We start from the raw sequence: 22,891 nt of genomic DNA, 5'->3' as shown, positions 1-22,891 counted from the left end.
ACTGTACAACACGCGACTACGGGGGCCGTGTTCTACCTCCGGTCCGGCCGGCGCTTGAATTGACGGCCCGCAGGCACTACTTTCGCCCAAACACCCGCCATGACCTACGCAGAGGCCACCGCCGAGCTGGAGCAGATTCTGGCCCAGCTGCGTGAAGTACCCGCCGACATCGACCAACTGCACGGCCGCGTAGCGCGCGCCGAGCAACTCCTTGTCGCCTGCCGCGCCAAACTGCGGGGCGTAGAGGAGGGCCTGGCCGAGCTGCGCCAACAGACCGAATAAACCCATGCCCAAGACCGTACTCATCACCGGTGCCACCTCCGGCATCGGTCTGGCCACCGCCCGCGCCCTGGCGGAGCAGGGCTGGCACGTACTCCTGCACGGCCGTACCCTGGAGCGCGCCCGTGCGGCAGCCACCGCGATCGGCACCGGCCACATCACGCCATTGGAAGCCGATCTGGGCGATCTGCAGACCGTACACCAGCTGGCCAAAACGGTACAGTCCGAGCACCCACCGCTGGACGTACTGATCAACAACGCCGGTGTCTGGAACTCTACCCGCGAGCTCACGGCCCAGGGGGTGGAACGGACCTTTGCCGTCAATCACCTCGCCTACTTTCTCCTCACGGGACTGCTACGGCCTCACTTTGCGCCGCGCGCGCGAGTGCTCTGTGTAGCCAGCGACAGCCACAAACAGGTGAAGGGAGTGGACTTTGACAACCTGAGCCTGGAGGGGAAGTATCACGGCCTGCGGGCCTACGCGCAGAGCAAGCTGGCGAACGTCCTATTCTGCTACGAATACGACCGGCGCAGGACCGATGATACGGTGATCTGTGCGATTCAGCCCGGACTGGTACAGACCGACATCGGCCTCAAGGGCAACACCTGGCTGCACCGGCTGGCCTGGCGGGTGCGTAGGCAAATGTGGGGTCATAAGACAGCGGAGGAGGGGGCTTCCACCAGTATCTTCCTGGCTACCGTAGCGGAGCCACCACCGAGTGGTCTGTACTGGGATGATTGCGTACCGAAGCAGTCTTACGCCAGCTCGTACTCGGAGCAAGAAGCCCGGAGGCTATGGGAAGAGAGCGAGCGGCTCACCGATTTTCGGTTTATACTTTGACGGTGCTAGGTGCCGGAGTAGGGGGTACGACCGCTGCGAGTGGGACCTCCTCCCGGTAGCGACTGAACAGGCGCTCCAGAATACGCATACGGATGGGGCGTGGGGTAAGGTAGCTGATGGTGAGTAGCAGACGGACCAGGCGACCGGGTACTATGACAGCCTTGCCTTGGAGCATACCCCGCACGGCCTCCGGCGCGATGTCTTTGGGCATCGTGACCAGCAGTTGCGCCCTGGCTCCCTGCGCCTTGACCCGCCGTAGCCCGTCCGCGTTCGTGATCACTGGCCCCGGGCACAGGACAGATACACTTACACCATGGTGGCGAAATTCTTCCCGTAGGGCCAGGCTGAAGTTGTATACCAGTCCCTTGGTGCCGGTGTATACCGTTTTATAGGGTAGGGGGAGCGTGGCTTCCATGCTACTCATATTGAGGATCCCGCCGCGGGTAGCCTTCAGTTGGGGCAGCAGCCGGTGGATCAGCTCGATCATTACCTGATTATTGAGCTGCAGCATAGTGCGGTACTCTGACCAGTGAGTATGCTCGAAGAGTCCGCCGCGTCCGAAGCCGGCATTATTGACCAAATAGTGGAGTAGGATATGCTCTTCGGTCAGCCAGTCCGCTACCCGCTCCACGGCACCCTCGGCGGTCAGGTCGATACCGAGGAAGCGCACCGCCGGTGCTCCGTGCACGGCAAGTAGCTTCCGCGCCTGACGCAGGTGCTCGTCCGGGAGGCCTACAACTGCGACACAGAGTCCCTGCTGCTGGCATTCCTGGGCTAGGGCCAGTCCGATACCGTGTGTGCCCCCCGTAATCAGTACCCATTCGGAGCCAGGGGAGGGGAGGGTGTCGTTCATACCCCCAAAGGTAGCCTAATTACTGCGTCGCCGGTACGGCGCGGGGAGACAGCACGGCAATGGCCCGTTCGAGGAAGCCGGGTATCATCGTATCGTGGGTGCGCGCAATCTTGGTCAGGTCGCTGAGATCGGCCATCAGGCTGAGCCACTTGTCGCGGCCGTGCTCGGCGATGACCTCCGCCTTGATGTCGGGGCGGCTGAAGTGCTGCAGCATTCCGTCGGCATCGGCTTCGGGGTGAAACTGCGTACCGACCATTTCCGGGCTCCAGCGAATCGCCATGGTAGCGCGCTCGAGGTCCAGGTGCGGACGATCTTTTTCGATGATGAGGGTAGTAGCACCCAGTTCCTGCATCCGCGCTGCATCGGGCTGAATGACCTGGTAGCGACGGAAGTCTGCGGCAATGAAGGGGTCGCTGAGGCCGCCCACGATGGGGTCGTCGGCGCCGGCTTCGGTAATGTGCATGGGGAAGGTGCCGAAGCTGAGGCTGCGACGGGGCGTAACGGCGGCCATATTCAGGTGGTGCACCGCCATTTGGAAGCTGTGACAGATGAAAAAGACGAACTTTTTATCCGCTGACTCGGCATTGTGGGCCCGTACGTCGTCAAACCACTTGCCCCACATCGGCTCCCAGACGCCGTCTCCCTCGCGGGGATCGCCGGGGCCGCCGGAGCTGATGTAGATATCGAAGGACAGGTCGGGCAGCTGGTGCGCGGCCCGTACGTCGAAGACCTCGTAGTCCAGCACATCGGCGTAGCGTTCCACGAGCTCGCGGATGCAGCGCATGCCCTGGTTAGGGATACCGTTGTAAAGATCGAGAATAGCGAGACGGAGGCGGCTCATGTTCTTTGGGGGTTTTGCTTACTAACGTATGTAAAACGTAATTCGCGGCTAAATGTCAACGACGAAAGGCAAGAAGTCGGGTCTTTGTATAGTAACGGACGCGGCCCCGCAGCTAGTCTTGTCGGACGAACATCGCCCCCCCGCTTCCCGTTAAAAAAGAAACAAAACAATAAGATGGAAAAGTTAAGAGACCACAAAACATACGAAGGCAATCCCGTAGGACTAAGCGACGAAGCATGCAGCACCATGCGGGAGCACCTGGACCGTCACCTGGCCGCACTCTGGATTCAATACTTCCAGTACCACAAGCACCACTGGCTGGTAGAAGGTCCCCAGTTCCGCGATCTACACCTCTTTCTGGAGGAAAACTACAATGAGATCCACAAGCAGGCCGATGCTGTAGCCGAGCGGATCACTCTGCTGGGCTATGACCCCACCACCCGCATGGAAAACTACGTTAAACTAGCCTACATCGAGCAGGAGCCCGAGGGCGTGTTTCATATCCGTGACGGCATCAAGTCCGACATGCACAACGAAAAGACGATCGCGCAGGAGTTCCGCAAGTCGATCAAGAAGGCCCTCGAGCTGGACGATTTCGGCACCAAGTCGATGCTGGAGAAGTTCCTGTTCAAAATTGAGGACCGCGCGCACCACTGCGAGCACTTCCTGGGTGAGGATAGCCTGTCGATCGGCTTCCTGCACACCGAAGCAGAGGCAGAAGAAGCTACTTCCCACTAGTAGCGACCCGCTAAATAGTCTAACTACCGTAGATCGTCGACTCCCAGCAGGGGGTCGGCGGTTTTTTATATGTGTTGCAGCAGCTCACTGATCTGGCGAATGCGGTAGGTCTCGCCCAGATGCTTGCGGTCGGATGCGCCGGGGTGCCGGAGCCAGCAGGCTGAAAAGCCGTAGTCCAGAGCCCCCTTCACGTCTGCGTTGGGATTGTCACCGATCACTAGCACCTTCGTCCGGTCGGGGTGACCCATTTCCATAGCGGCGTGCGCGAAGAAGGCGGCCTGGGGTTTGGCTACACCGAGCTCGTCGCTGATGGTGATAAACTCGAAGTAGTCGCCGATGCCGGTATTCACCAGGCGCGGCCGCTGCACTTCGGAGAGTCCGTTGGTGATCAGTCCGAGGCGGTAGCGGGACTGTGCGTAGTCGAGTACCTCCAGGGCACCGTCCAGTAGGTGGTGGCTGGCAGCCAGGTAATTGCGGTAGCTGAGCGAGAGTTGCTCGGCGGGGTGGTCGTGCTTGTAGTGGTCCAGCAGTCGCTGAAAGCGCACGTCGCGGAGTTGCTCCTTGGGTAGTCGGCCGTTCTCGTAGTCGTCCCAGGCCGCCCGATTGATGAGCTGGTAGGTGGAGAGTACCTCAGCTGACCAGCCGATATCGCGTTCGATCAGGGTTTGCTCCAGAGCGTGGGCTTCGGCGGCGTCAAAATCCCAGAGGGTGTTGTCGGCGTCGAAAAGGAGCCAGGTGTAGGGGGAATCAGTCATAGTAAGGTCGAGGCGTTGTACGCCGAATGAAGCAGGGTGGGGGTGCGGATACGCACTTCGCTGAAGCTGCTATACTTATTTACAATGTGTTAACAAGCAACCAGCATCCATTCTATCGTACGTGGTGTTTACCACCCAGTTCAGACTAACAAAACACGCGTTCTATGTTTACCTTCCGTTCCACTTTTCTCGCTACCTGCGCCCTTGCCGTAGGACTTGTATCCTGCCAGCAGGGCAACGACGAAGTTCGTGACGCCGCCCGCCAGGACATCGAGACCACCGCGCCCGCCAATCCCGCCGCCGCCGCTCCCGCCCAGCCCGGTGTAGTGACGCCCGCCGGCCCCACCACCAGCCTCTCCTTCGCCGAGAGCGCCTTTAACTTCGGTACCGTGACGGAGGGGGAGATCGTCACCCACACCTTCAACTTCACCAATACCGGTGAGGAGCCCCTCATTGTAGCCGATGCCCGCGGCACCTGTGGATGTACCGTACCCGACAAGCCTACCGCTCCGATCGCGCCCGGCGAGACCGGTGAGATCACCGTACGCTTCGACACCCGCAACAAGGTCGGTGAGCGCAACCAGCGGGTGACCATCACCGCCAATACCGAGCCCGCCCAGACGTATATCTCGCTGGACGGTACCGTCGTAGCCGATCCCAACGCCGCTACGCAGTAAGCTCCGAACACAACGATCCTTCGACGCCCCGTTTGCCCTGCGCAGACGGGGCGTTTCGTATTAGTAGTATTTCAGCGAGCAAACCGCTACTTTTGCGCTCCCCACTGACCGCATGCCCCGTAGACTAGCTATTTCCGATATCCACGGGTGTGCCCGCACCTTCGAAGCCCTGCTCGACCGTGTCAGTCTTGGCACTACGGACGAGCTCTACCTCCTCGGTGATTTCGTCGACCGCGGCCCCCGTAGCGCCCAAGTGCTGGATTACATTATTCAGCTGCAGGACGATGGCTACCGCATCCACGGCCTACGCGGCAACCACGATCAGTACATGATCGACGCCCTGCTAATCGGAGATAAGTCCTCCCGCTCCACCTGGCGCAGCGCCGGAGCCGCCTCCACCAAGAAGAGCTACCTGAGTGACGACAACCCGGAGGGTCGCATCAATCCTATCCACGTCTTCTGGCTCAATGAGCTGCCGTACCATTATCTGCTGGACGACTACATCCTGGTCCACGCCGGATTGAACTTCCGCCGTCGTAACCCCCTCAAGGGTAAAAAGGCGATGCTGAACCGTCGCAACTGGTACCGCCACATCGATTACGACTGGCTTGGCGACCGCAAGATCGTACACGGCCACACGCCCCTGACCCGCCAGCGCATCGAGGCCCAGGCCCATCCCCGCCGCCGGGCCTACCCGGTGTTCGACATCGATGCCGGCTGCTTCCACCCCAAGAACGGCATGGGGCACCTCTGCGCCATGAACCTCGACGAGCGTACCTTCACCTTCGTACCTAACCTGGACCGATGAACTGGGAAATCGTCGAACGCGAACTCGAGCTGCGTACCTCCCGCTCCTCGGGAGCCGGCGGCCAGCACGTCAACAAGACGGAGAGCCGCGTTGAACTGGTGCTCGACGTAGCCGCCAGCCAGGGACTGAGCCGCCGCGAGCGCGACAACATCCGCTTCCACCTCGGCAACCGCCTCGACGGTCAGGACCGCCTGTCCGTCACCGATCAGAGCGACCGCAGCCAACACACCAACCGCAAACGTGCCCTGTCCGCCATGCGCCAGTTGTTGGAACGGGGTATCCGCAATCCCCCCAAGAAACGTACTGCCGGGGCCTTCAAGGCCAACAGCCGTAAGCGGTTGGAAAAGAAGAAACGCCGTGGGGAGGTGAAGAGCGGTCGGGGTCGGGTGAGGTGGTAGAACTACAAGACTACAAGACTACAAGACTACCATACTACTTCACCAAGCCTTCCGCCTGCAGTTCCTTAAGCACCCGGTCGAGTACGCCATTGAGGAAGTCCTTGCTCTTGTCGGTGCTGTAGAGTTTGGAGATGTCCAGGTACTCGTTGAGGGTAACCTGGGGGGGGATTGTGTCGAACTCGAGGAACTCAGCCATGGCCATCTTGAGCAGGATCATGTCGATGATGGCTACCCGGTCGACATCCCAATTCTGAAGTACGGGGGTGATGCGGGTGAGGAGCTGATCGTTGGATTCTACGACGAAGCGGAGCAGTACATCGCCGAATTCTGACACGGCCTCGGAGTTGGACTGATAATCCTTAGCAAACTCTTCCTCCGTGGGTAGGGCCTTGATGGTCTTCTTCATGGCGCCCACGACCAGGCTCTTGTCTTCCTGCCAGAGGGGGAACTGGTCTTCGACCATGGTAAGGAACAGCTCCTGGCTCTGTAGCCACTTGTAGAGTGCCAGTAGCACCTTGGTCGTGTCCTCGGCTTCCGGCTCGGGAATGGCGGCGTAGGTGATGTAGGCGTCGGTGCCGAGAAAGTCGCGGTAGAGCTGCTTGATCTGATCGGCGTCCGTCATGCTGCGGATCCGGTAGCGGTCGTAGTGGCGGCTGAGGTCCTTGTTATCGGTCAGGGAAAGGATGGCGGGATTGGTGGCCAGGGTGGCACGGAAGGCCAGGTCTTCCTCGGTGGGGCGCAGTTTCACCTTGCGGGTAGCTACATCCTGCTTGGCGTACTCGCAGGTGCGCTGCAGGATGAGCAGGTTGAGGAGGTACAGCTCGAAGGAGCGGCGGACCAGCTGCGTATAGTGGCTCTGAATGGGCCGTAGCTCGTGACGCTCCTGTCGTTGGGCGGCGTAGAGTACTTGCATGATCTTGATGCGTACGTTGCGACGACTGAGCATAAGGGGGTCCGGTTTTCAAGGTGGCCCGGATGGAACTACCCGGAGCGCCCCGCAAAGCAACGAAAAAAGGCCGACTACTGCCCCGCCGCCGCCAAAATATCCTGACGGGCAATGTCAGTGAACGCGGGCAGCTTACGGTGGTGCCACTTATTGACGATCACGCCCTGCCGGAACAGCACTACGCCGGGGTTAGAGCGAATGATGGTCTTGAGCAGAATGTCGTCGCCACGGTAGAAGGGGTAGTCCGCCCCCACGGTAGTCCGGAAGTCCTCCAGGGCCGCGTCGCTGGTTAATTTGGTCATGGCAACCACCCCGTGGCCGGCATTACGGGCCTGCTCGACGACGGGTTGGATGTCGTCCCGCCAGTCGGCTACGTAGTCGGCATCCCAGTTACCGGGCTCGCCCTTCAGGTTGTAGGCTACGATGACGAAGGTGTAACCGGGCTGAGCCAGCAGCTCCGGCACTACGTTGTGCCCCTCCATATCGGTGACCTCGAAGTCGCTGATCTTAGTGCGGGCTACGGTGGGTTCGGAGGAGAAGGTCTCAAAGTCCCACTCTTCCTTGGGGTAGTCCTTGTAGACCTTTAGAAATTCGTCGGTCGGCATTTCTACGACCCGCCCGTCGGCCTTGCTAGTCACCTTATAGCCTAAGACGGTGACGGCCCCGGCGGCGGCTTCCTCTGCTTGCTTGATGGCGGCTACGTCGGTGCCGACCTTGAAGGGACGGAAGTCCTGCCCGGGCAGGTCCCAGACAAAGTTGCTCAGGCAGTAGAAGACGGCCAGCGCGCCGGTAGCCAGTACCGCCAGCGTACGCACCCGCGGGGTGAACATCTGATGCAATTTGCTGGGCGCCAGAAGGAACACCAGGGCGGGAAACAGCAGGGCCACGTCCTTCAGAAAACTCGTGCGCGGCTCCAGCTTGAGGAAGTCCCCGAAACAGCCGCAGTCGGTCACCTTCATGTTGGTATCCGCATACGTGCCCCAGCTATCAAAATCGAAGAAGTTAGCCTCCGCCGGCACGTATCCCGTCAGGTAGGTATAGCCCGTGAGTACGGTAAAGAAGGCTACGAGAACGAAGAACAACCAGCTGGTCAGCTTAGGCTTCGCCCCCACGATGAGCATCAGCCCCAGCATGAGCTCGAGTACGATCATGAACACCGAAAAGCCGGCGGAAAAACTGCTCAGCCAGGGAAACAGCGGCGCTAAAAAGCCCGCACCTGCGCCCGCGGCCGTTGCTTCAAACTCCGCGAAGTACTGCTCCATCTTATAGGCCGTACCGAGGGGATCGATGGCCTTGACGTAGCCGGAAAATAGAAACAAGGCTCCGGTGAAGTTCTGCAGCAGGCTTACCGGCAGACTTCGGGTCACGCGCAGAAACGCGTGGGTGAGCGCGGTCAGCGAAACGGCGGCGATGCCGATGTACAGCAGCAGGGTAGTGAGCGTCATGGTCGGGGGAGTATTCCTCTAAGATACAAGTGGCAAACGCTGGGGTTGCGCCGCTACGTGTGTCAGTAGCCGGTCGTACACCTCGCTCTGCCGCAGCACGTCCGGACAGCCCACCAGCACCAGGTGCTCGCGTGCCCGGGTCATGGCCACGTTGAGCTTGCGATCTACTCCCTCGTCACTTAACTGGGAGAGGCGCTCGAGCTGACTGCTGTCGTTGGCGCACAGCGACATGAGCACGATCCGCTTGGCGCTGCCCTGGTAGCGCTCCACGGTGTCGACCGTGTAGGCGTCGGCCGCATAGCCCTCCCGCGTCAGCTGCTGGCGGATGTAGGCGATCTGCGCCCGGTAGGGGGTGATGATGCCGATGTCGCCGGCCTTGATGGGGCGGTCCGTATTCTGATACAGCAGCGTAAAGGCCTCCACCAGTTTGACCAGCAGCTCCGCCTCGTGGCGGTTCACCTTGGGGTCGGGGGTGGAACCATCGACCTCGGTGGGGAAGAACACCAATCGCTGGGCGCACAGTTGATCCTGCAGGTCGCCCTGCGGCTCACCCAGGTCGAGAGGAGCTAGTTGTGCCAGGTGGTGACTGATCGACTCCGGCAGAATATTCAGCTTGCCCTGGTAAAAGTGCAGTGCCGGGAACGCCATAATTTCCCGGTGCATGCGCCCCTGCTGCTGCAGCTGGTCGTAGGCCCAGGTCCACTCGTTGCGCTTGGCCGTCAGGTAGAGGCGCTCGAACAGGCTGGTGCTCAGGTCGGTAAGTCCGGCCGCGCGCAGATCGTCGTCGTTGACCCGGGTCGTGGCTGCCCCCTGCTGCACCACGGCGGGCAACTGCCGGTGGTCGCCGATCAACAGGGCGCGGGGCGCACGCGTGAGGATACCCCCGAGCAGCGGCTCCAGGATCTGACTGGCCTCGTCGACTACGATGCGGTCGAAGGACTTGAGCTTGAACAACTCGTTCTTGCCCCCCACGCTAGCTACCGTACCCACCACGACGCGGCACTCATCGATCAGGCGGCGCAGCTCGCGGCGGCTGCGCGCGCCCTTACTGCGGACTTGCAGCAGTCGGTCGCTATAGTCCGCTGCCGTACCCAGTCGGCTGCCGATGCGCAGATAGTCCTTGTAGGGCGCCCCGTCGATCTCGATGCGTTCGATGCTTTCACAGATCTCGTCGACGGCACGGTTGGTGTAGGCTACCAGCAGCACATTCTCCTGAGTGTTCTTCAGCAGGTGATCGACCAGGTAGTGGAGCATCTGGCTCGTCTTGCCGGTGCCGGGCGGTCCCCAGAGCAGGAAGTAATCCGGCGCCGTGATCACCTTGCGCAGGATCCGGTCCTGCTCCTCGGTCAGGCGGTCGGAGACCGGCAGGGGGTGGGGTGGAGCATCCTGCGGGGGCAGCAGGCCGAGCCACTTTTTCCGTAGTTGCTTGTCGGCGGCAGCCCAGAGGTACAGCCCTAGATAGTGGTTCTTGAAGCCGCTGTCGAGCACGTCCTTTTCGATGCTCCAGTAAGGTTTGCGCAGGAACACCCCGTCGTTCAGTTGCGGATTGCGGGGCCGCAGGTGCACCGTCTGTGGATCAACGGCGATGATGGTAGACTTAAAGATCTGGCCCCGTACCGCATCGCCGGCCTTGGTTTTGGCGGTGGGGGTACCGTACAGGGCAATTACGTCTCCCTGTCGGAACTTGATGAGCTGGCTATCGTCGGCGCGGCGCTGGAGGGTAAGCACATTTTCCTTCACGTCGTAGTGGTCGAAGGTGAGCCCGTCGAGTAGCTCGAAGCGGTCGATCTTATCCTGTCGCTCGTCGAGCCAGAGGCTGGCCAGGCCGTTGATGTGATCGGTCTTTTGCTCGCCGATCTTAGACAGCCGCTGCTCGCGGGCCACGAAGCCCATGAAGGCACCGAGGTAGCGGCGTTCCAGTCCGTCTAGCTCTTCGTAAGTGGCCAGGGTGATGCGATGATCCTGCTCGGTAAACGAACCCAGGTGCTTGAAGCGCTGGGGGTGCAGCTTACTGAACAGGGCATCGGTCTGCTGCAGTAGATCATCTGAAGTGCCGAGCTGCGCGATGAGCATCTCTACCCCGACCAGCTGGTTGCGGGCACTGATGGCTTCCAACTGGCGGTTCCACTCCGGGGGGGCGTAGCGGACGGGCTTAGCGTAGTCGACGCTGTACAGGATGTAGGAGCGCACATTGGCTCCCCGGCCCAGAGCCTGGTTGATCATCAGGTCGTAGAGCAGCGTCTGGATGAAGTTGTCACTGCGGATACCGTGCCGGTTGGGCGCGAAAATCTTGCTGGTCTTGAGTTCGACGATAGACGTGGTGGCGTCTTCGGTGTCGCGCTGGGATTGTAGCAAATCCAGTCGGCCCTGCAATCCGTAGGCCGGGCTCAGGAAGCTGGGTTCCAGCAGCACCGTCTCCCGGTCGATACGTAGCTCCGGTAGCAGCTCACGGACGAACTTCTGCACCGTGACGAAATGATGCTTCAGCTCCTGCATCAGCTTACTTACCTCCCGGTCGTCGAACAGGCAGAGCTCCAGCGGTTGCATCTCGAAGACGGTCGCCTTGATCTTGGCGAACGAGGCATCGGGATCGTGGATGAGCACATCCAGGAAGCTGTTCACGATATTACCCCGCACCAGGGGCGGGCGCTTTTCGAAGGGCAGCAGGCGTTTGGGAATGGAGGTCCAGGGCTGGAAGTCCGGTCCGTTGCTGAAGCAGTTGGCTACGTCGGTGACGTTGACCAGGTAGTCGGGCTCGATGACGATCTGGGCGGGGTACATCCGGCCGTCGTCGTGTACCTGTGCCCGCAGCAGATTAAGGATCAGGTAGGGCCCACTGATCTTTTCGATGATCTGGACGGCCTGGGGGATATGGGAGTCGGCCAGTTCAGGGTCGCCGTAGGGGATGGCATAGACCTGCTCCGAGCGGTTCTCGACGCCGACCCAGAGCAGCTTCTCTTTTCGGTCTACTTCCAGGGCCAGGACGCGCAGCTGATAGTAGGTCTTCTGGATCTCCGCCGGCCGGTAGGCGGGAAAGGTATACTGGCGCAGAGGCGCTAGCTCCGTGGGTACATCGGTGCCGAACAGCTGGTGGTTAAGTTCTACGGCTAGTTTGCAGCCTGCCGTGATCAGGATGGTAAGCTCTTCGTCGGTATGCTGCTTGCCGCGGGCCCGGCGAAACTGCCGCTCCTGCACGGTCAGCTCCCGGGGCAGCTTGTACTTGTGGGCCGCGTAGGTGATCCTGGCGTACAGTGTACTGAAGTGCAGTTCGTCCTCTTCCGTAGCCCGTTCGAAGAGCTCCAAGATGAGGCGGCGTAGGGCGTCTACCTGCTGGGCGGGCGCTAGCTCGGTACTGTCGGTCAGCTGCCGGGTACGGCGGTAAAAGTAGTCGCTTATGGCTTGGTTACGGGGCGAGATATCCATCGCAGACAAGGTACGCACGTTGCACCGGCGTGCCCGCCCCTGGGCCTTGTGAAAAGTGCCCGCAGCACCCACATCCCGTAAAGCCGTAACTTGGAAACTACTCAATCCAATCTGACGGTGTGCTTACGTAGCGGTACATTTTTGCTGGCGTATGTCATGGCAGGCAGTCTGCTGATGGGGCAGGCGACCTTTCAATTCGGTCACATTCCCACTTCGGATGACTACTCGCTAAATCCCGTGATGGACATCGATCAGGATGCGCGCGGACAGATCTGGCTGGCCACCCGTAGCGGCCTACTACGCCATAACGGGCGCGACTTGCGGAAATTCAATGTGGAGCATACAGACTCCTTGCGGCGTGCGGCCAACGTCATCACTGCCCTACGGGTGACCAGCGCCGGGACCATCTGGCTAGCCACGCGGGCAGGTATATACGTGCACCATCCGGCCCTGGCCCGCAGTAGCCGAACGGCCGATACGGTACGCACTGCGGCGCAGGCCATACGGGAGATCGGCGACGAAGTGTGGGTGGGCACCGGAAATACCCTCGTGGGTTTCGACACGGAACGGGAGCAGCTGCGCTGGAGGATCGAGGACTGTCCCGTGGGGCGCATCCAGTCTATCACGCCCGGGAAAGGGCGGGAGGTGTGGGTAGCCGGTACGCAGGGGGTGGCGCAGTATACGGTAGACGATATACCGGTACTCAGCGCCGTGCATTCAGTACCTGCACCGGTGCACTGTATGCTGGATTATGCAGGAAGCTGGTGGCTAGGTACATCGCGGGGGGTATATAGATTCGATCCGGCGACCGGCCAGTTCGACTACGTAAGCAAGGGAGTGGCAACGACGGAAAGCGAGTACATCACTTCACTAACGGTAGATGATGAGGACCGGCTCTGGATCGGTACCTATGCCGGGCTCTTTTTGTATAAGGGCGATACGTATACGCAGCTGCGGCATCAATCGGCCCGCGAGCATAGTCTGGCGGACGATAAGGTAGGGACGCTGTTCACCGACCGGACGGGTATGGTCTGGATCGGTAGTTACTTCGGAGGGCTCAATACCTGGAACCGCCACGACTTTAAGTTTGCCCGTATCGGGGAATCCAATGGGAATCGGCTGCACAATAATGTGGTGAGCGCCATTGTGGAGGGTGAAGGGGGGGAGGTCTACTTCGGTACGGCCAGCAACGGCTTTACGATCTACGAAGCCGGGGCGGACCGCTACACACACGTCGAGCAACTGGACGACGGGCGGCAGATCGGTACGATCCGCTGTATGCTGTACCAGGACCCGGAGCACCTGTGGATCGGTACGTTTCAGCAGGGCCTCATCGAATACAACCCGCGCAGCGGACGCACGGTCCGTTACGTAGATGGACCACTGACGGGTGAAGAGGACCTGGGTAAGGCGATCATGTCACTAGCCCTGCGGGGCCCGGACCTCCTGGTGGGCACGATGAATGGCTCACTGCGTCGCTTTGACACCGACCGGCGAAGCTTTGCTGACCTTCCGGCGGCCGCCGTGGGGGATACCCTAGGCACGGGGGAAGCCGTACGGGAACTGCTGGTCATAAATGGCGATAGTACTCTGATCGGTACGTCGTGGGGGGTGTATCTGCTTCGGGGGGATGTGACTGGTGACGGCCGGGCCGGATTGCAGGCCATTGCATCCTCCGCCCATCCTGACCCCCGGCTATTTATCGAGGATATGGTCAGTCACCGGGGCCGGCTCTGGGTGGCCACTATTGATAAGGGACTGTATGAACTGGTGGCGGGTACGCTGCGGCCGCATCCCATACCCGATGTACGAACGGTGTATACCATCGTGCCGGCAGCAACGGGTGAGCTGTGGCTCAGTACGGACAGCGGACTGGTACGCTACAGCACGGAGCGCGGACGGGCCGATCGATTCGGGCGGCAAGATGGTGTGGCCCCCAATGCCTTTCAGCGCAGTGCTGGCGTGCGGGCCCGGGACGGTACGCTGTACTTCGGTGGCGCTTCGGGGGTGACCGTCTTCGATCCCGCCAAACTCGGCACACCGGATACCTATGCGCCCCGCGTGGTGCTGAGCGAGCTGCGGCTGTTCAATAAAGCAGTGCAGCCGGGTGACCCAACCGCGCTTCTAACTCAGGACATCGACTACACCGAACGGATCGAATTAGACTACGACCAGAACCGGATCACACTGGGTTTTGTCATGCCGACCTTCGTGCGAAATCCTACTATCGTGTACCGCTATCGTTTGCTGGGGCAGACCGATGAGTGGACCGAAACGCAGGATGGTTCCGCATCTTTTCTCCTCCAAGAAGGGCGTGACTATACCTTCGAAGTCACGGCCCACAATAGTGACGGAACCCTGGCAGAGACTACCACTTCACTCGATATCCGTACCGGGCGGGCACCCTGGCGAAGCTACTGGGCGTATGCTGGTTATGCACTACTCCTTGGTGCGTTGAGCTGGTGGGCAGTGCGCATGTACCGTAGCCGGTCGACGTTGCGTCGGCGTATAGCTTCGGAGCGGCGGGAGCGGCGGCTGCAACGGCGCATCAATAAAGCCCAGGAAGAGTTTTTTACCAATATCTCCCACGAACTACGCACTCCGCTGACCCTTATCGCCGGCAATCTGGAACGCAGCCTTAAGCAGTACCGCGGATCCAGCCAGGTATACCGGCAGTTGATCGCTGCTAAGCGAAGTAGCGACCGGATGCGGCGCCTGATCAACGACCTGCTTCGTTTTAAACGCATCGGCAACGATAGCGAACCCCTGCGGGCTACCGAACAGGACCTTACCACTTTTCTCCGTACGGTAGTAAAGTCATTCCGGACGGAAGCCGAGTACCGCCACATCGAGCTCACCCTGCACGCTCCGGAAACTGACTGCACGCTGTACTTCGAAGCCGCTAAGCTCGAGCGTGCCGTGTATAACCTGATTTCCAACGCCGTCAAGCAGACGCCCGACGGGGGGCGGATTTCGATAAGCGTAACGATGAGGTCCACTACGGTGGACATTGCCGTGCAGGATACCGGACCGGGAATTCCGGTGGCGGAACAGGCCTACATTTTCGATCGCTACTACCGGGCAGATCGTCCGGACGCCGCCCGCCCCGTTAGCGATAGTTCGGGCATGGGACTGGCTATTGCGCGCGAGGCCGTCGAACAACATGGAGGAAGTCTCGAAGTACTCAGTGTGCCGGGGGAGGGGAGTACTTTTGTTATCAGCCTACCACGTCATAAAGACCACCTTAGTCAGCAACAGCTAGTGCCACGGGAGCAGCAACCGGTTGGGGAGTCCGCCGAAGAAGCAAGTACGCGTCCGGTCAGTACCGTAGACCACGCCCGTCTGGAGTACCTCGGAAATACTCACGAACAGCTGATCCTGCTCGTCGAAGACAATCGGGAGGTGTCTGAACTACTGCGGCAGGCGCTGAGCGAGCACTTCCGCGTCCGGCAGGCCTTCGACGGGGCGGAAGGTCTCCGCCTGGCCCGCCTCCTGCGTCCACATCTCATTGTGAGCGACGTGATGCTACCCCAGCTCAGTGGCGTGGAACTGTGTGGCGAACTGGCCCGGCAGTCGCGCACGGCGCACATCCCGATCCTGCTGCTTACTGCCGATGCCTCCGAGCCCCGGCGCCTGAGTGCCTTACTGGCCGGCGCGGTGGCCTACCTGGTCAAGCCCGTGTCGATCCACGAGCTCATCATCCGCTGCCAAACGATTTTGGGCTTATGCGGTGCGCAACCCGAGGCTGAACTGGAGGGTGCACCGATCCCGCCCGACGAAGTACTTACGCGCCGCGCTATGCAGATGCTAAACGAACAGGTCGGTAACGTACAGTTCCAGCTTCCCCATCTGATGGAGGCCCTCAACGTCAGTCGGTCCGTACTCTTTGCCAAATTCAAGGAGCAAACCGGCCTTACCCCAAATGCCTACCTGCTGCAGGCCAGAATGAAACAGGCAGCTATACTTCTGGAGTCTCAGCATTACAATGCCAGTGAAGTGGCCTACCGGGTGGGCTACGCCACACCCAGTTACTTCTCCAGATCGTTCAAAAAGCACTTCGGCGTACCACCCTCGACCTACGCCAAGCAGTTTGCGGCTGACAGTGAAGCTAGTATAGACTAATACGCTGATACCGGCGGCGGGTTACTACTTACATTACCCCAATACCTAAGCCCTCCCATCGGTTCTGTGCAGCCGTGTAGTACGAATTGGTGCGACCTAACACATAGAGCGACAGTAACCGATCGAATGAGGCACTCAAGCTACTGAATGCCGCTGTGGAAACAGGACAATACGAGTCTCGACCAGCGGAGCTTATTGCACGAGATGCTGATTGCACTCCGCCTCGACCCGACCCAACAGCAGGCAGCCCTTCGACTGCTCCCCGATCTGTGTACACTGGACCTCAGCGTGGAGCGGATGGACTGTGTACTCCTCGGGACGTGTCCGACAGGTCGATCTGTCGGATCTGGCCGAAGGAGTGTATCTTCTGCGTACCGTTACTACGCTAACCCCGTCTGATCTACCGCTAGTGTACTGAAATCCATACTCCATGTACTACCTCACCGGTTTGTTTCTTCTGTTGTCCTTGTCGCTAAGTAGTCAGACGGCGGTAGGCTCCCTGGTCTGTGAATACCACGAGAACCCTGTAGGAATCGACGTGACCGCTCCCCGGCTGAGCTGGAAGCTGGTCAGCGATGCCCAGGATGTGCGGCAGTCCGCCTACGAGATCCGCGTCGCCAAATCCCCCGATGACCTGGTCAAGGGCCGGCGGCTAAGCTGGGAGAGCGGACGGGTAGCCAGCGATCAGTCGGTGAACGTAGCCTACGCCGGTCCGCCCGTACCCCCCGGACAGCGGCGGTATTGGCAGGTCAGGGTATACGATCAGTCGGGAACCGCCGGTGCGTGGAGTGCGCCCGCCTACTGGGAACTGGCGATCGCTCCTACGGACTTCACGGCCTCCTGGATCACGCTGGCCGGGGAAACCGGCGAGGGGCCGTCCCTACCCAGTCACTACTACCGCAAGGACTTTACGACCCGCAAGAAGGTAGCCCGTGCCCGCCTTTACGCCACTTCTCTGGGGGTCTACGAGATGTACCTCAATGGGGAGAAGGTGGGCGACCGCTACTTCACCCCCGGCTTTACGAGCTACGATCACCGCTTGCAGTATCAGACGTACGACGTGACCGATAGGCTAGCTAAGGACAATACCCTCGGGGCGATGGTCGGCGACGGTTGGTACCACGGCTACCAGGGCTGGAAGGGCGAGCGGGCGTACTTCGGGGATACGATCGGTCTGCTCGCGCAGTTAGTGATCGATTATACCGATGGCAGCACGGAAACGATCGGTACCGACGGAAGCTGGACGGCCGGCACCGGCGCGATCGCCTTTTCGGACATGTTCAACGGCGAGACCTACGACGCCCGACACGAACCTACGGGCTGGGCAATGCCGGGCTTCTCCGGTGACTGGGCCGCCGCCGCCCCGTTCGATCACAGCAAGGATATCCTGGTAGCCGACAACGGACTTCCGGTAAAGGCCATCGAAGAGCTCCCCGCCCTGGAGATCATCACTACACCCGCCGGCGAGACGGTCTTCGACCTGGGCCAGAATATGGTGGGCTGGGTCAGACTGAAGGTGAGCGGTGAGGCCGGCGACAGTGTAACCCTGAAGTTCGCCGAGGTGCTCGATAAGGATGGTAACTTCTACACCAAGAACCTACGCCGCGCTAAAGCCACCGATACCTACGTGCTGAAGGGTGGGGGAGAGGAGGTGTACGAACCCCACTTCACCTTTCACGGCTTTCGCTACGTGCAGGTCATCGACTATCCGGGTACGCCGACCAAGGATGCCATCACCGGCGTAGTGATCCATTCCGCTATGACGCCTACCGGCTCGTTCACCTGCTCCGATCCGCTCATCAATCAGCTGCAGAGCAACATCGAGTGGGGGCAGAAGGACAACTTCCTGGATATCCCCACCGACTGCCCACAGCGCGACGAGCGCGCCGGCTGGACGGGCGATGCCCAGGTATTCAGCGCCACGGCCGCCTTCAACTTCGATGTGGCCAGCTTCTACACCAAGTGGATGAAGGACCTGGCCGCCGACCAGCTCGAAAACGGACTGGTCACCCATGTAGTGCCCGACATCATGCACGAAGAGGGTGGAGCCACGGCCTGGGGCGATGCGGCCACCGTCATCCCCTGGAACGTCTACCTGGCCTACGGCGATGTCCGTATGCTGGAACAGCAGTACGCCAGTATGCAGGGCTGGGTAGAGTTCATGAACGAACGGGCCGGAGAGGACCGCTTGTGGAACAATCCCGGCGACTGGCACTGGGGCGACTGGCTGGCCTTCCACTCCGATCGCCCTGACTACGCCGGCTCGGTCACCGAAAAGGACCTGATCGCTACCGCTTACTTCTATCACTCCACCGATATCCTCCGCAAAACGGCTGAGATCATTGGCAAGGAAGTCGACGCCGCCAAGTACGCTAAGCTAGCCGAAGAGATCCGCGCTGCATTCATCCGTGAATACACTACCGCTACCGGACGGCTGGTGTCCGATACCCAAACGGCCTACGCCCTGGCCATCTCCTTCGGTTTACTACCTGAAGAAATGGTCGAGTCGGCAGGTCGCTACTTTGCCGCTACGGTAGAGGAGCCCAAGCACCTCACGACCGGCTTCGTAGGTACGCCGCTGCTCAATAGCACACTGTCTAAGATCGGCCGCGACGATCTGGCCTATATGCTGCTCAACCGCAGGGAGTACCCCGGCTGGCTCTACCCCGTCACCCAGGGTGCTACCACCATCTGGGAACGCTGGGATACGCAGAAGCCGGACGGTACCATCATCGAGGGCATGAACAGCTTCAACCACTACGCCTACGGCGCCATCGGCGAGTGGCTGTACACCCACGTAGCGGGTATTCGGATCGATCCCGAACAGCCGGGGTATAAGCACATCATCTTCGATCCCCACCCCGGCGGAGGGCTCACCCATGCTGCAGCCACCCACGAGTCGATGTACGGTACGGTCAGCTCCAGTTGGCGCACCGCCGGCGGTCAGGTCACCCTGGAAGTAACGGTACCCCCCAACACAACCGGTACGGTGCTGCTACCTGATGGGGAGGTGACAGTCGGCTCGGGTACCTACACCTTCACCTACGCGCAGCAGCAAGCCGGTAAGTAGGACGTGTGTAAGCGAAAATTCGCTACTTTGCCCCAATGAATCGTCAAGCCCTTCTCGACCGCCTCCACCTCGACATCCCCGTGGTGGTCTCGCCCATGTTTATCGTCTCCCAGCAGCAGCTCGTGCTCGAGTGCTGTAAGAACGGCGTGCTCGGCACCTTTCCCGCGCTGAATAACCGTACGACGGAGGGTTTTGAAGAGTGGGTCATAGAGATCAAGCAGGAGCTGAAGGCCGAAGAGGAGCGCCGTGGTAAACCCCTGCCCCCCTATGGCGTCAACCTGATCGTACACAAGACCAACCCCCGCGTACAGCCCGATCTGGAAGTGATCGTGCGCCAGCAGGTGCCGCTGGTGATCACTAGCCTGGGGGCGGTGAAGGAGGTCGTAGATGCGGTGCACAGCTACGGCGGACTAGTCTTCCACGACGTCACCAATACCTACCACGCCCAGAAGGCCATCGATGCCGGGGCGGACGGACTCATCCTAGTCTGTGCCGGAGCAGGCGGCCACGCCGGCACCCTCAATCCCATTCCCTTCGTGACCGAAATCCGCAAGATGTTCGACGGGGTCATCCTGCTGGCCGGCGCCCTGAGTAATGGGCGCGACGTAGCTACCGCCATGCAGATGGGGGCAGATCTGGCCTATATGGGCACCCGCTTCATCAATACCAAGGAAGCGATAGCCGATGAGGAGTACAAGAACATGATCATCAAGTCCGGCACCCGCGACATCATCTACACGGCCTCCGTCTCCGGCATTCCGGCCAACTGGATGGTCGCCAGTCTGGAGGCCGCCGGTATCAGCAAGGACATGTGGGACCAGAAGGCTAAGGCTGACTTCGGTGCCGAGCACGAAGCCAAGGCCTGGAAGAACTTGTGGAGCGCCGGACACGGGGTGGCCACCATCGACGATAATCCCCCCGCCGCGGAGCTGATCGATCGGCTTAAGCGGGAGATGCGGCAGTCCATTGAGGAGCAGATCGCCTTACTCGAAAAGTACTAGCCCGTGTCCTACTACGCCCCCGATCTCTTTAAGGATAAGGTCGCCCTCGTTACCGGTGGACGGTCCGGTATCGGCTACGCCATTGCCGAAACGCTGCTGCAGCACGGCGCCAAGGTCTGTATCTGCTCCCGTAAGGAGGAACCCCTGGCCGAAGCCGCCCGCACCCTGTCTAAACTCGGGACCTGCGTGTACCGCCCCTGTGATATCCGCAAATCGGAAGAAGTGGAGGCGGTAGCCGACCTGATCCAGGAGGAGTTCGGTCGGCTGGATGTGCTGGTCAACAATGCCGGCGGACAGTTTCCCAGCCTAGCCCGCCACATCAACGACAAGGGCTGGAATGCCGTCATCAATACGAACCTCAACGGCACCTTCTACGTGAGCCGGGTGATGGCCGAGCGCTTCTTCATCCCGCAGCAGGCGGGCAACATCGTGACCATCATCGTCAATATGGCCAGCGGTTTCCCCGGCATGGCGCACACGGGAGCGGCCCGCGCGGGCGTGGAGAACCTCACCAAAAGTATCGCCCAGGAATGGGCCCGCTTCAATATCCGCGCCAACTGCGTGGCGCCGGGTACGATCATTTCCTCCGGCCTCGATACCTACGCCGAGCCCGTACGGCAGCTACTGGATCAACTCAAGGAGGACAACCTCATGCAGCGGCACGGTACCATGGAAGAAGTAGCCAACGCGGTGCTCTTTCTGGCTAGCCCGCTGTCCAGCTACACCAGCGGTATCACCCTACAGGTCGATGGCCTGGATCACCTGCACGCCAACCGGATGCGGCTGGTCAATCTGTTCAACGAGTAAGCTATGGACTACCGCGTCAGTAACCGCACCGCCTACCTCACCTTCGACCGGCCGGAGCGGGCCAACGCCCTCGACCTGGCGGGCTGGGAAGCGCTTCGCAGCTCGGTCGAGCGGGCGGATGCCGACGACGAGGTGCGCGTGATCGTACTCTCCGGCCAGGGCAAGCACTTCTGTGCCGGTATCGACCTGAGCGTGCTGACCGATCTGCAGCAACAACTCAGTGGCAACCAGCAGGATACCCGGGCGTACCTGGAGGAATTCATCACCAACCTACAGGACTGTATCACGGCACTCGAACGCTGCGGCAAGCCCGTCATCGCCAGTATCCACGGCGGCTGCATCGGTGGGGGCGTCGACATCATCACCGCCTGCGATATGCGCTACTGCACCAAGGACGCCAGCTTCTCGGTCAAGGAGGTCGATCTGGGTATCGTGGCCGACCTCGGTACCCTGCAGCGCCTGCCGCGCATCATCAATCCCGGACTAGCCGCCGAGTTGGCCTACACCGCCCGCACCATAGACGGCAAGGAAGCCGAGCGGATCGGACTGGTCACCGAGGCCCTCGGCAACGAAAAGCAACTGCAGTACCGCGTAGGTCAGCTAGCAGATACCATTGCGGCCAAGCCACCACGCATCATCGCTGGCATCAAGGCCACACTCCTGCACCAGCGCGCGCATACGGTAGCCGAGGGGCTGCGCTTTGTGGCCGCCTATAGTGCTGATATTATTGGAGGGTAGGGGGTTAGTTCTGTAGGTGGGTAGTACTGTAGCCAAGCCACGAGAGGTGATAGGCGGGCGGGGGCGTGGGTGCGACGCTTCTTCTATAAGGTAGCCCTGTAGTTTAACCCCTCTGCGTCCTCCGCGCCCTCTGCGGTAAACGCTTTAAGGCAGCAACAAAACCCAGAATCAAACAATTTCACCCGAATATCAGCAGAATACCCGCTTTTATTTAAGAATTTTCGTTGAAAACTTGCGCGGCTGTTTGAAAATGTTTTAATTTGTTGCTGAATAAACTGATACTACGACATGATTACCACTGACCGCCGCGATCTCAACGACCGGTTCATCGAGGTGTTCCAGATTCTGGAGGACCGAGGGGAGATCATCAAGAACGACCGGAACGGCCGCGGACTTGGTGATTTTGCAAAACGCATCCTCAACAACCGTTCCTACGGGCACATCATCCGCGCCTACCTCAACCCCGAGGACAAGCGCTGCATCAACTACGAGCAGGCCCGCCGGGTCTGTAGCGAGTACGGCGTCAATACGACTTACCTCCTGGAGGGCAACGGTACGCCCTTCGGCATGGATCTGCCTACATCCACCACCGGCGACGGGGAGGAAGTGAAGCAGAACATTCTGTTCACCTCTACCGAAGCATTTGCCGGCGCCAGCGTCGACACCGATAGCTTCATCAAGGAGGAGCAGCAGTTCTTTAGTCTGCCCGATCTGTTCGGCGATGGCTACGTAGCCTTCCCCATCAACGGCAATTCGATGGAGCCCGTGATCAATAACGGCGATGTCATCATCTGTCGCCAGATCGCCGGCGTACACGAGATCAAGGAAAATAAGATCTACGCGATCCGGTCCAAGGGAAGCCTCTGGGTCAAGTACGTACAGCCCGTCAAGGACAAGAAGGGCCGCGTACACTCGCTGAAGCTGATCTCGGCCAACTACCTGGAGCACGATCCCTGGACCGAAGAGGTAGACAAGAATACCCGGCTCTACGAGGTGCAACGGCGCATCAGCGAGCTCTAGGCTCCACCCGGTGGTATACGATCCCCTTCAGGCGGTGGTCCGGCCCAACGGCGCCGGGCCACCGCTTTGTCGGTTAGGACCTATCCTGCTGTTTTTTTGTTTTGCTGCCCAGTCCGACTACGCGTCGGG

General features: G+C 60.3%; 18 protein-coding genes. 12 read left to right on the top strand and 6 right to left on the bottom strand.

The genetic code is table 11. From position 1 onward, the window contains the following. Window positions 1-99: 99 nt before the first annotated feature. A complete protein-coding gene (locus MJQ68_RS15545) occupies window positions 100-282 on the top strand; it encodes an exodeoxyribonuclease VII small subunit (protein WP_238752059.1) in 183 nt (60 codons plus the stop codon). Window positions 283-286: 4 nt separating this feature from the next. Continuing rightward, entirely contained in the window at window positions 287-1,120 is an 834-nt protein-coding gene (locus tag MJQ68_RS15540) for an SDR family NAD(P)-dependent oxidoreductase (RefSeq protein WP_238752057.1), read from the top strand. On the opposite strand, the gene MJQ68_RS15535 is transcribed toward MJQ68_RS15540, so the two are convergent. Together MJQ68_RS15535 and MJQ68_RS15530 are read right to left on the bottom strand one after the other, a co-directional pair. Beyond that, window positions 1,110-1,973: an SDR family NAD(P)-dependent oxidoreductase gene (locus MJQ68_RS15535; protein WP_238752056.1), complete on the bottom strand. Its 864-nt coding sequence runs from the start codon at window positions 1,971-1,973 to the stop codon at window positions 1,110-1,112. The genes MJQ68_RS15540 and MJQ68_RS15535 overlap by 11 nt on opposite strands. Window positions 1,974-1,992: 19 nt before the next feature. After that, window positions 1,993-2,814 carry a glutamine amidotransferase-related protein gene (locus tag MJQ68_RS15530; protein WP_238752055.1) on the bottom strand — a complete coding sequence of 274 codons (822 nt, stop codon included), beginning with the start codon at window positions 2,812-2,814 and terminating at the stop codon, window positions 1,993-1,995. A gap of 174 nt (window positions 2,815-2,988) precedes the next feature. Here MJQ68_RS15530 and MJQ68_RS15525 point away from each other — a divergent pair, with 174 nt between their 5' ends. Next, entirely contained in the window at window positions 2,989-3,552 is a 564-nt protein-coding gene (locus tag MJQ68_RS15525) for a Dps family protein (RefSeq protein ID WP_238752054.1), read from the top strand. Between the two features lie 65 nt (window positions 3,553-3,617). Here MJQ68_RS15525 and MJQ68_RS15520 read toward each other — a convergent pair whose 3' ends face one another. Further along, window positions 3,618-4,307 carry a YjjG family noncanonical pyrimidine nucleotidase gene (locus tag MJQ68_RS15520; RefSeq protein WP_238752053.1) on the bottom strand — a complete coding sequence of 230 codons (690 nt, stop codon included), beginning with the start codon at window positions 4,305-4,307 and terminating at the stop codon, window positions 3,618-3,620. Between the two features lie 164 nt (window positions 4,308-4,471). On the opposite strand from MJQ68_RS15520, the gene MJQ68_RS15515 reads away from it, so the two are divergent. The 3 genes from MJQ68_RS15515 (at window position 4,472) to arfB (ending at window position 6,190) form a co-directional block, all read left to right on the top strand. Then, on the top strand, window positions 4,472-4,984 hold the full coding sequence (locus tag MJQ68_RS15515) for a DUF1573 domain-containing protein (protein ID WP_238752052.1): 513 nt from the start codon (window positions 4,472-4,474) through the stop codon (window positions 4,982-4,984). Window positions 4,985-5,096: 112 nt separating this feature from the next. Beyond that, window positions 5,097-5,792, top strand: a complete 696-nt coding sequence (locus MJQ68_RS15510) for a metallophosphoesterase (RefSeq protein ID WP_238752051.1) — start codon at window positions 5,097-5,099, stop codon at window positions 5,790-5,792. Continuing rightward, window positions 5,789-6,190 carry an alternative ribosome rescue aminoacyl-tRNA hydrolase ArfB gene (gene arfB, locus MJQ68_RS15505; protein ID WP_238752050.1) on the top strand — a complete coding sequence of 134 codons (402 nt, stop codon included), beginning with the start codon at window positions 5,789-5,791 and terminating at the stop codon, window positions 6,188-6,190. Before MJQ68_RS15510 ends, arfB begins: the two co-directional genes overlap by 4 nt. A 34-nt stretch (window positions 6,191-6,224) precedes the next feature. On the opposite strand, the gene nusB is transcribed toward arfB, so the two are convergent. The 3 genes from nusB to MJQ68_RS15490 all read right to left on the bottom strand — a co-directional run bounded on the left by nusB (window position 6,225) and on the right by MJQ68_RS15490 (window position 12,004). Beyond that, the gene (gene nusB, locus MJQ68_RS15500) at window positions 6,225-7,136 is read right to left on the bottom strand and encodes a transcription antitermination factor NusB (protein ID WP_238752049.1); all 912 of its coding nucleotides are present in this window, start codon (window positions 7,134-7,136) and stop codon (window positions 6,225-6,227) included. A gap of 74 nt (window positions 7,137-7,210) precedes the next feature. After that, complete coding sequence (locus tag MJQ68_RS15495; RefSeq protein ID WP_238752048.1) at window positions 7,211-8,581, bottom strand: MauE/DoxX family redox-associated membrane protein; 1,371 nt, start codon at window positions 8,579-8,581, stop codon at window positions 7,211-7,213. A gap of 18 nt (window positions 8,582-8,599) precedes the next feature. Beyond that, window positions 8,600-12,004: a DEAD/DEAH box helicase gene (locus MJQ68_RS15490; protein ID WP_238752047.1), complete on the bottom strand. Its 3,405-nt coding sequence runs from the start codon at window positions 12,002-12,004 to the stop codon at window positions 8,600-8,602. Between the two features lie 90 nt (window positions 12,005-12,094). Here MJQ68_RS15490 and MJQ68_RS15485 point away from each other — a divergent pair, with 90 nt between their 5' ends. The 6 genes from MJQ68_RS15485 (at window position 12,095) to MJQ68_RS15460 (ending at window position 22,762) form a co-directional block, all read left to right on the top strand. Then, window positions 12,095-16,126: a hybrid sensor histidine kinase/response regulator transcription factor gene (locus tag MJQ68_RS15485; RefSeq protein ID WP_238752046.1), complete on the top strand. Its 4,032-nt coding sequence runs from the start codon at window positions 12,095-12,097 to the stop codon at window positions 16,124-16,126. Window positions 16,127-16,556: 430 nt separating this feature from the next. Next, on the top strand, window positions 16,557-19,196 hold the full coding sequence (locus tag MJQ68_RS15480; RefSeq protein WP_238752044.1) for a glycoside hydrolase family 78 protein: 2,640 nt from the start codon (window positions 16,557-16,559) through the stop codon (window positions 19,194-19,196). Between the two features lie 35 nt (window positions 19,197-19,231). Further along, complete coding sequence (locus MJQ68_RS15475) at window positions 19,232-20,197, top strand: NAD(P)H-dependent flavin oxidoreductase (RefSeq protein ID WP_238752043.1); 966 nt, start codon at window positions 19,232-19,234, stop codon at window positions 20,195-20,197. A gap of 3 nt (window positions 20,198-20,200) precedes the next feature. Next, a complete protein-coding gene (locus tag MJQ68_RS15470) occupies window positions 20,201-21,004 on the top strand; it encodes an SDR family oxidoreductase (RefSeq protein WP_238752041.1) in 804 nt (267 codons plus the stop codon). A gap of 3 nt (window positions 21,005-21,007) precedes the next feature. After that, window positions 21,008-21,742, top strand: a complete 735-nt coding sequence (locus MJQ68_RS15465; protein WP_238752040.1) for an enoyl-CoA hydratase-related protein — start codon at window positions 21,008-21,010, stop codon at window positions 21,740-21,742. Between the two features lie 288 nt (window positions 21,743-22,030). After that, entirely contained in the window at window positions 22,031-22,762 is a 732-nt protein-coding gene (locus tag MJQ68_RS15460) for a S24 family peptidase (protein ID WP_238752039.1), read from the top strand. Window positions 22,763-22,891: the final 129 nt, after the last annotated feature.

The sequence above is a fragment of the Neolewinella maritima genome (assembly GCF_923081025.1).
Classification (GTDB): Bacteria; Bacteroidota; Bacteroidia; order Chitinophagales; family Saprospiraceae; genus Neolewinella; species Neolewinella maritima.
This window is presented reverse-complemented; position numbering and strand designations above follow the sequence as displayed.

Coding starts and splice junctions, on each gene's coding strand:
- MJQ68_RS15545 (WP_238752059.1), top strand. CDS start 100: ATGACCTACGCAGAGGCCACCGCCGAGCTGGAGCAGATTCTGGCCCAG.
- MJQ68_RS15540 (WP_238752057.1), top strand. CDS start 287: ATGCCCAAGACCGTACTCATCACCGGTGCCACCTCCGGCATCGGTCTG.
- MJQ68_RS15535 (WP_238752056.1), bottom strand. CDS start 1,973: ATGAACGACACCCTCCCCTCCCCTGGCTCCGAATGGGTACTGATTACG.
- MJQ68_RS15530 (WP_238752055.1), bottom strand. CDS start 2,814: ATGAGCCGCCTCCGTCTCGCTATTCTCGATCTTTACAACGGTATCCCT.
- MJQ68_RS15525 (WP_238752054.1), top strand. CDS start 2,989: ATGGAAAAGTTAAGAGACCACAAAACATACGAAGGCAATCCCGTAGGA.
- MJQ68_RS15520 (WP_238752053.1), bottom strand. CDS start 4,307: ATGACTGATTCCCCCTACACCTGGCTCCTTTTCGACGCCGACAACACC.
- MJQ68_RS15515 (WP_238752052.1), top strand. CDS start 4,472: ATGTTTACCTTCCGTTCCACTTTTCTCGCTACCTGCGCCCTTGCCGTA.
- MJQ68_RS15510 (WP_238752051.1), top strand. CDS start 5,097: ATGCCCCGTAGACTAGCTATTTCCGATATCCACGGGTGTGCCCGCACC.
- arfB (WP_238752050.1), top strand. CDS start 5,789: ATGAACTGGGAAATCGTCGAACGCGAACTCGAGCTGCGTACCTCCCGC.
- nusB (WP_238752049.1), bottom strand. CDS start 7,136: ATGCTCAGTCGTCGCAACGTACGCATCAAGATCATGCAAGTACTCTAC.
- MJQ68_RS15495 (WP_238752048.1), bottom strand. CDS start 8,581: ATGACGCTCACTACCCTGCTGCTGTACATCGGCATCGCCGCCGTTTCG.
- MJQ68_RS15490 (WP_238752047.1), bottom strand. CDS start 12,004: ATGGATATCTCGCCCCGTAACCAAGCCATAAGCGACTACTTTTACCGC.
- MJQ68_RS15480 (WP_238752044.1), top strand. CDS start 16,557: ATGTACTACCTCACCGGTTTGTTTCTTCTGTTGTCCTTGTCGCTAAGT.
- MJQ68_RS15475 (WP_238752043.1), top strand. CDS start 19,232: ATGAATCGTCAAGCCCTTCTCGACCGCCTCCACCTCGACATCCCCGTG.
- MJQ68_RS15465 (WP_238752040.1), top strand. CDS start 21,008: ATGGACTACCGCGTCAGTAACCGCACCGCCTACCTCACCTTCGACCGG.
- MJQ68_RS15460 (WP_238752039.1), top strand. CDS start 22,031: ATGATTACCACTGACCGCCGCGATCTCAACGACCGGTTCATCGAGGTG.